Below are 2,332 nucleotides of genomic sequence, written 5' to 3'. Positions count from 1 at the left end.
GAATCCGGCTTTGAGACTGAAAAGCTAGTCGTTGTCGCCGAACAGGACATTCTGGGCGATCGGCTGATCCGTCGCTCGAAGCGCAAGAAGCGTGCGTCCGATTTCATCGCCGAAGCCTCGGCCCTGTCGGCCGGTGACATTGTCGTCCATGCCGACCACGGCATTGGCCGCTTCATCGGCCTGCGCACCATCGAAGCGGTCGGCGCGCCGCATGACTGCCTGGAAATCCACTATGCGGGCGACGACCGGCTGTTCCTGCCGGTGGAAAACATCGAGCTTTTGTCGCGCTATGGCTCCGACACAGCCGAGGCAACGCTCGACAAGCTCGGCGGCGGCGCCTGGCAGTCGCGCAAGGCCAAGCTGAAGCGGCGCCTGCTCGATATGGCCGGGCAGCTGATCCGCATCGCCGCCGAACGGCAGATGCGCGCCGCGCCGGCGCTAGTGCCGGCCGAAGGCCTCTATGACGAGTTTGCCGCCCGCTTCCCCTACGAGGAAACCGACGACCAGCAGACGGCCATCGACTCGGTGCGCGACGACCTTGGCGCCGGCAAGCCGATGGACCGGCTGATCTGCGGCGATGTCGGCTTCGGCAAGACCGAAGTGGCGCTGCGCGCCGCCTTCATCGCTGCGTTGGAAGGATTTCAGGTCGCCGTGGTGGTGCCCACGACGCTGTTGTCGCGCCAGCACTTCAAGACATTCTCGCAGCGTTTCTCAGGGCTTCCCATCCGTGTCGCCCAGGCCTCGCGGCTGGTCGGCGCCAAGGAACTCGCCGAGACGAAGAAGGCCCTGGCCGAGGGGCAGGTCGACATCGTCGTCGGCACCCACGCGCTGCTCGGGTCGTCGATCTCGTTCAAGAATCTCGGCCTGCTGATCATCGACGAGGAGCAGCATTTTGGCGTCAAGCACAAGGAACGGCTGAAGGACCTGAAGAGCGACGTGCACGTCCTGACGCTGTCGGCGACGCCGATTCCGCGCACTCTGCAACTGGCCTTGACCGGCGTACGCGAACTGTCGCTGATCGCCACGCCGCCGGTCGACCGCATGGCGGTGCGCACCTTCATCTCGCCCTTCGATCCGCTGGTCATCCGCGAGACGCTGCTGCGCGAGCGCTACCGCGGTGGCCATTCCTTCTATGTGGTTCCGCGGATCAGCGATCTCGCTGAAATCCATGATTTCCTGAAGGAATCCGTTTCCGAGCTGAAGGTGGCGGTGGCCCATGGGCAGATGCCGCCTGGCGAACTCGATGACATCATGAACGCCTTCTATGACGGGCAGTACGACGTGCTTCTGTCGACCACCATCGTCGAATCGGGCCTAGACATCCCGACCGCCAACACGCTGATCATCCATCGCGCCGACATGTTCGGCCTGTCGCAGCTCTACCAGTTGCGCGGCCGCGTCGGGCGCTCGAAGGTGCGCGCCTATGCGCTGTTCACCCTGCCGGCCAACCGCAAGCTGACCGACACGGCCGAGCGCCGACTGAAGGTGCTGCAATCGCTCGACACGCTGGGCGCCGGTTTCCAACTCGCCAGCCATGATCTCGACATCAGGGGCGCTGGCAATCTTCTGGGCGAAGAACAGTCCGGGCACATCAAGGAGGTCGGCTTCGAGCTCTACCAGCAGATGCTGGAGGAGGCGGTCGCCGAGGTGAAGGATTCCGGCGAGGTCCAGGATGGCGGCTGGTCGCCGCAGATCGCCGTCGGTACGGCGGTGATGATCCCGGAAGGCTACGTGCCGGACCTGCAGCTCAGGCTGGCGCTTTATCGCCGTCTCGGCGATCTCGAAACCACCGAGGAAATCGACGCCTTCGGCGCCGAGTTGATCGACCGTTTCGGCCCGCTGCCGGACGAGGTGAAGCATCTCTTGAAGATCGTCTTCATCAAGGCGCTCTGCCGCAAGGCCAATGTCGAGAAGCTCGACGCCGGGCCGAAGGGCGTCGTCATCCATTTCCGCAAGCGTGAATTCCCCAATCCCGTCGGACTGGTCAAGTATATCGGCGAGCAGGGTTCGCTGGCCAAGATCAGGCCGGACCATAGCGTGGTCTTCGCGCGTGATTGGCCGAATGCCGAAAAGCGCCTGGCGGGCTCGGCTGTGGTCATGACGCAATTGGCGAAGTTGGCGGAGAAGGCGGCCTGATCCCGGCTTTCGGGTCGTCCAGGGGGCGTCAAGCCATTCGCCAGCATCGAAATTCCGGTCTAGAATAGGAAATCGGCTTCGTGTATGGAGCCGCCACCCCATCTAGGGGCTGGAAATGGCGGGCAAGGGGGTTCGCCGGAAAGAGCGCTGGGTGCAGCGATGACGAAATGGTCGCCGAATTCGTGGAGAGCAAAGC

1 protein-coding gene is annotated in these 2,332 nt (G+C 63.7%); it reads left to right on the top strand.

Features of this window, described 5'->3' with window-relative positions:
- The coding region (gene mfd, locus EOA36_RS33525; RefSeq protein WP_127281019.1) for a transcription-repair coupling factor at nucleotides 1-2,136 on the top strand (2,136 nt) is incomplete at its 5' end.
- Nucleotides 2,137-2,332: the final 196 nt, after the last annotated feature.

This window comes from Mesorhizobium sp. M8A.F.Ca.ET.021.01.1.1 (assembly GCF_003998025.1).
Classification (GTDB): Bacteria; Pseudomonadota; Alphaproteobacteria; order Rhizobiales; family Rhizobiaceae; genus Mesorhizobium.
Note: the sequence above shows the minus strand (reverse complement) of the source record. Positions and strands in the feature narration are given on the sequence as shown.